Origin of the sequence: Amycolatopsis rhizosphaerae (assembly GCF_007713715.1) — a bacterium.
GTDB lineage: Bacteria > Actinomycetota > Actinomycetes > Mycobacteriales > Pseudonocardiaceae > Amycolatopsis_E > Amycolatopsis_E rhizosphaerae.
Genome location: NZ_VJWX01000569.1, coordinates 1 through 4,404 on the forward strand (window position 1 = coordinate 1; position 4,404 = coordinate 4,404).

General features: G+C 70.7%; 6 protein-coding genes. 1 reads left to right on the forward strand and 5 read right to left on the reverse strand.

Going from position 1 to position 4,404, the window contains the following annotated elements; all coding sequences use genetic code 11:
- Nucleotides 1-183 precede the first annotated feature (183 nt).
- The 5 genes from FNH05_RS33235 to FNH05_RS33255 are packed head-to-tail and all read right to left on the reverse strand — an operon-like array spanning nucleotide 184 to nucleotide 3,323.
- On the reverse strand, nucleotides 184-816 hold the full coding sequence (locus FNH05_RS33235) for a class I SAM-dependent methyltransferase (protein WP_186382863.1): 633 nt from the start codon (nucleotides 814-816) through the stop codon (nucleotides 184-186).
- A 54-nt stretch (nucleotides 817-870) separates the two neighbouring features.
- Nucleotides 871-1,623, reverse strand: coding sequence for a (R)-mandelonitrile lyase (locus tag FNH05_RS33240; protein WP_144592816.1), 753 nt, complete (start codon nucleotides 1,621-1,623; stop codon nucleotides 871-873).
- A gap of 34 nt (nucleotides 1,624-1,657) precedes the next feature.
- Entirely contained in the window at nucleotides 1,658-2,248 is a 591-nt protein-coding gene (locus FNH05_RS33245; RefSeq protein WP_425458514.1) for a TetR/AcrR family transcriptional regulator, read from the reverse strand.
- Between the two features lie 51 nt (nucleotides 2,249-2,299).
- A complete protein-coding gene (locus tag FNH05_RS33250; RefSeq protein WP_144592818.1) occupies nucleotides 2,300-2,899 on the reverse strand; it encodes a cation efflux transmembrane domain-containing protein in 600 nt (199 codons plus the stop codon).
- Between the two features lie 40 nt (nucleotides 2,900-2,939).
- Complete coding sequence (locus FNH05_RS33255) at nucleotides 2,940-3,323, reverse strand: ArsR/SmtB family transcription factor (RefSeq protein WP_144592819.1); 384 nt, start codon at nucleotides 3,321-3,323, stop codon at nucleotides 2,940-2,942.
- 127 nt (nucleotides 3,324-3,450) lie between these two features.
- Here FNH05_RS33255 and FNH05_RS33260 point away from each other — a divergent pair.
- A partial coding sequence (locus FNH05_RS33260) for a cation diffusion facilitator family transporter (RefSeq protein ID WP_144592820.1) occupies nucleotides 3,451-4,404 on the forward strand: 954 nt, incomplete at its 3' end.

The window sequence follows — 4,404 nt, forward strand, 5'->3', positions numbered from 1 at the left end:
GCCCTGTTTGCGGGCGGGTCACCGCGGAGAAAGGCGCCCTCGCGCGGGCCGAACGTGGGACACAACCGCCGGGAGGTGGGACACAAGCGCCGGAGGGTGGGACACAAGCGCCGGAGGGTGGGACTCGCCCATGCAAGGACCGACTTTGCCGGGGCCCTGGCCCGGCCGGGGTGGAGCCACGCACTACGGGCGGTGTGCCACGAGTATCCCCGCGGGTACCTGGGCGTCCGGTTCGAGGACGACCTGGGCGTCGACGACGAGACCGGTGTCGCGGATCCAGGCCGCCATGCGGTCGACCGGTCGCCAGTGCACCCACACCTTCATCGGGTGCCCGCCGTAGCCTTCGGTCTTGAGCCGGTGCTCGTCGCCGACGTGGAACCCCAGCAACACCACGCCACCGGGCCGCAGCACGCGGTGGAACTGCGCCAGCGCCACCGGGACCTCCTCGTCGGGGAGGTGGATGAGCGAGAAGAACGCCACCACGCCGCCCGCGGAACGGTCGGGAAGGGCGAGGCCGGTCATCGAACCGACCTCGAACCGCAACCCCGGATGGTCCCGCCGGGCGATCTCGATCATCGCTGGGGACAGGTCGATCCCGAAGGCATCCAATCCCTTGTCGTGCAGATACGCGGTGAGATGCCCCGGCCCACAGCCCAGGTCGGCGACCGGGCCGCCACCGGCGAGGACGGCTTCGGCGAACATCGCCAGGACACCGCGCAGAAGGGGCTTTCCCGCCAGTGCGCCCCGCATCAGGTCTGCATAACTGGAGGCCACGGTGTCATAGGACAGCCGGGTGTCGGACAGCCAATCACTCATCACGGCAAGCTAGCGGGTAACCGGGTCTCCGTGGTGAACGAGTCCCGGTCGGGATCAGGCGTCGAGGAACTCCAGCTCGGCGGCCTGTCCTTCCTTGAGCGGGAAGTACGCCAGGAACGTCACGCCGGACTCCTGCGCGTCGAAGCGGGCGATGTGGACGCCTTCCGGTTCGTAGAACGTGTCGCCGGGGGTGAGCAGGGACTCCGGCTCGCCGTCGATCTGGTACACCACGGAACCGGCTTCGATGCTGCCGAACACCGGGCCGTTGTGGACGTGCATCCCGGCAGGCTGACCGGCGGCGATGCGGATGCGCCGGACCTCGACCCGATGGGTGGGAAACGGCGCGGGCAGCGGCTGGTCGAGCACGATGGTGCGGGTGATCGGCGGCGTGTCCGTGGCGGGGTCGACGTGAGGGCCGCCCTGGTATTCGGCGTCGGTAACCGGCCGGTCGAGTTCCGGCTCGGCGCCGTCCTCGGGGATCTCCTCGATCGCCAGGTGAGTCAGGAACGAGGTGGCGGTGGCCCCGTGCCAGTGCCACTCGCCGGGTTCGATGCGCACTCTGTCGCCGGTCCGGATCGTCTCGACGGGGCCACCGCGCCGCTGCACCAGCCCGGTGCCTTGCGTGACGACGAGGACCTGGCCCATCGGGTGGCGGTGCCAGGCGGTGCGGGCGCCCGGCGCGAAGTGGACGTTGTCGATCCGCGATCGCGACGGGCCTTCGGGTGTCGCGATCGGGTCGATCCACGCCTGCCCGGTGAACCACCGGACCGGGGCGGCACTGGTGACCGGTGTCCGCGAAATGCGCATCTGTCCTCTTTCCTGGTTGGGTGCGGTGCTCGGATCACTCGGCGGGTGCCACGGCGTGCCCGGCCAGCAGGGCGAGTACGCCCGAAACCGCCTGGCCGAACGAGTCCGCCGTGCCCGATGCGCGGGCGAGCACGTACCCGCCCTGCAGGACCGCGACGATGGCCGCGGCCGTGGCCGCGGGGTCGAGTGCCCGATCCAGTTCGCCCGCGTCACGCCCCGCGTCGAGCACCCGCGTCAGACGGTCACGCAGCCACGCGAAGGTCTCCTCGACCGGCGCCCGCAGGGCGGGATCGGCCATCACGTCCGGGTCCTGGGTCAGCCTGCCGACCGGGCAGCCCTTCAGTACGTCGCGTTCGCGGCGCAGATACGCGGTGATGCGTTCCAAGGCCGTGCCGGGAGCCGACAACTGCGTCTCGGCCGCGGCCCGCATTTCCTCGGCGGTGCGGCGGATCGCGGCCAGTGCCAGCTCGTGCTTACCCGCGAAGTGGTGGTACATGCTGCCCTGGCCGGCACCGGCCCGCTGCTGAATGGACTTCGGGCTGGTGCCCACGTAACCGCGCTCCCACAACAGGGCACGCGCGCTCTCGACGAGACGTTCCTGCGAACTCACGCCGTCAGTGTACATACTAATAGGTACAGAGGCTGTCCTGGGAACGCCGTTTCCCGCGGAGCCGGGTCAATCGCCGGCGACGAAGATCGCGTACACCTCACGGGCGGCGTAGGCCAGCAGCACGTATCCGGCCACCGGGTCGGCCCACCACCACCCGGCCGCGGCGTTGAGGACCAAGCCGGCCAGCACGGCGACCGCGAGCAGCCCGTCGACCAGCGTGACCCGGCCCTCGGTGCGCAGCACCGGGTTGTCCAGCGCGGCCCCCGTGCGGGCCTTGCCCGCCGCGAGTCCGAACATCGCCACCGCCGTGATCGCGGTCCACCCGATCCCGCCGGTGCTGTGCCTCGGGTGGTGGCCGGTGACCAGCACGAGCGTGGACTGCACCGCCAGGTACGCGGCCAGCAGCGCGAACGCGCCACCGATCAGCCGCAACGCCCGCCGTTGCCGCGCCTCGCCGTTGCCCGAGAGTTCCCAGATCACCACGGTGGAGGCGCCGATCTCGATCAGCGAGTCCAGCCCGAAACCGGCCAGCGCGACCGACCGCGCGGTGGCCGCGGCGATGGCGAGGACCACGATGCCGACCACGTTCCAGCCGAGGGTGACGTACTCCAGCACGAACCCGCGCCGCAGCAGCCGTCGCCGGGTGTCCTCTTCGCTGTTCGGCACGCCGGCAGTCTGCCCGACTTCGCCGGGACTTTCACCAACGTCAGTCGACGCTGCCTACCGGCGGGGCCATGTGGGTGTGGGGCGCGGTGGAGTCGGCGGGAATGTCGCGGTCGACGTGGTCGGCGTGGAACAACGCCTGTGACAGCAGGCGTCGCACATGGTCGTTCGCGGCGGAGTAGTACACGAAGGTGCCTTCACGACGGCCGGCGACCAGCCCGGCCAGCCGGAGCTTCGCCAGGTGCTGGCTGACGGCCGTCGGGGTGGCGCCCGCCAGTTCGGCCAGGCAGGCCACGGAGGACTCACCCTGCAACAGGGCCCACAGCACCTTGATGCGGGTGGGGTCGGCCAGCATCCGGAACGACTCGGCGGCGAGGTGAACCTGTTCGTCGGCGGGCATGTCGAAGGCCGGCTGGGTCGTGTGCATGACCGTCAGCGTACCCATCCGCCCCGTTAAGTGCGTACCTGCGCAGTCGTGCAGGTACGCTGCTATCGTCGGTGGGCAAGCCCCCGTCGCACCGATTCGACACGAGCACCAGGTGGAACCCTTCGCCATGACCGATCACCATCACCACGCCGAGCACCACGGACATGGCCACACACCCGGCCACGGCCACGGGCATGGCCACGGCCATGGCCATGGCCACGACGGTGGCCCGTTGGGGCGGTTGTGGGAGCAGGTCAAACACGCGGTGACTCCGCACAGCCACGACAGCACGGAGATCGTGGACTCGGCCCTGGAGGCCAGCGCGCGGGGCATGCGGGCGCTGTGGATCTCCTTCGTCGGTTTGACGGTCACCGCGGTCGCCCAACTGGTCGTCGTGTTCCTGAGCGCTTCGGTGGCCCTGCTGGGCGACACGCTGCACAACTTCGCCGACGCGCTGACCGCCGTCCCGCTGGCGATCGCGTTCCTGCTCGGGCGGCGGGCCGCCACGAGGCGTTTCACCTACGGGCTCGGGCGCAGCGAAGACCTCGCCGGGCTGGTGATCCTGCTGGTCATGTTCGCCTCCGCGGTCCTGGCCGCGTGGACGGCGATCGACCGGTTGCTCCACCCCCGGGACATGACCGCCCTCGGCTGGGTCGCCGCCGCCGGTCTCGTGGGATTCCTCGGCAACGAGATCGTCGCCCGCTACCGCATCACCGTCGGCAGGCAGATCGGCTCCGCCGCGCTCGTCGCGGACGGCCTGCACGCCCGCACCGACGGGTTCACCAGCCTGGCGGTGCTACTCGCCGCAGGCGGCTCCTGGATCGGCTGGCGCTGGGCCGATCCCGTCGTCGGACTGCTGATCACCGTCGCGATCCTGTCCGTGCTCTGGGGCGCGGCCAAAGAGGTGTTCTCCCGCATGCTCGACGCGGTCGACCCGGCGCTGGTGGACACGGCCGAGCAAACCCTTGCCGCCACCCCCGGCGTGCGCGGCGTCGACACGATCCGCCTGCGCTGGGTCGGCCACAACCTCGTCGCCGAATCCGAACTCGACGTCGACCCCAGCCTCACCCTGGTGCAAGCC

Excerpts from the sequence above, each read along its gene's own strand:
- FNH05_RS33235 (WP_186382863.1), bottom strand. The coding sequence starts at position 816 with ATGAGTGATTGGCTGTCCGACACCCGGCTGTCCTATGACACCGTGGCC.
- FNH05_RS33240 (WP_144592816.1), bottom strand. The coding sequence starts at position 1,623 with ATGCGCATTTCGCGGACACCGGTCACCAGTGCCGCCCCGGTCCGGTGG.
- FNH05_RS33245 (WP_425458514.1), bottom strand. The coding sequence starts at position 2,248 with ATGTACACTGACGGCGTGAGTTCGCAGGAACGTCTCGTCGAGAGCGCG.
- FNH05_RS33255 (WP_144592819.1), bottom strand. The coding sequence starts at position 3,323 with ATGCACACGACCCAGCCGGCCTTCGACATGCCCGCCGACGAACAGGTT.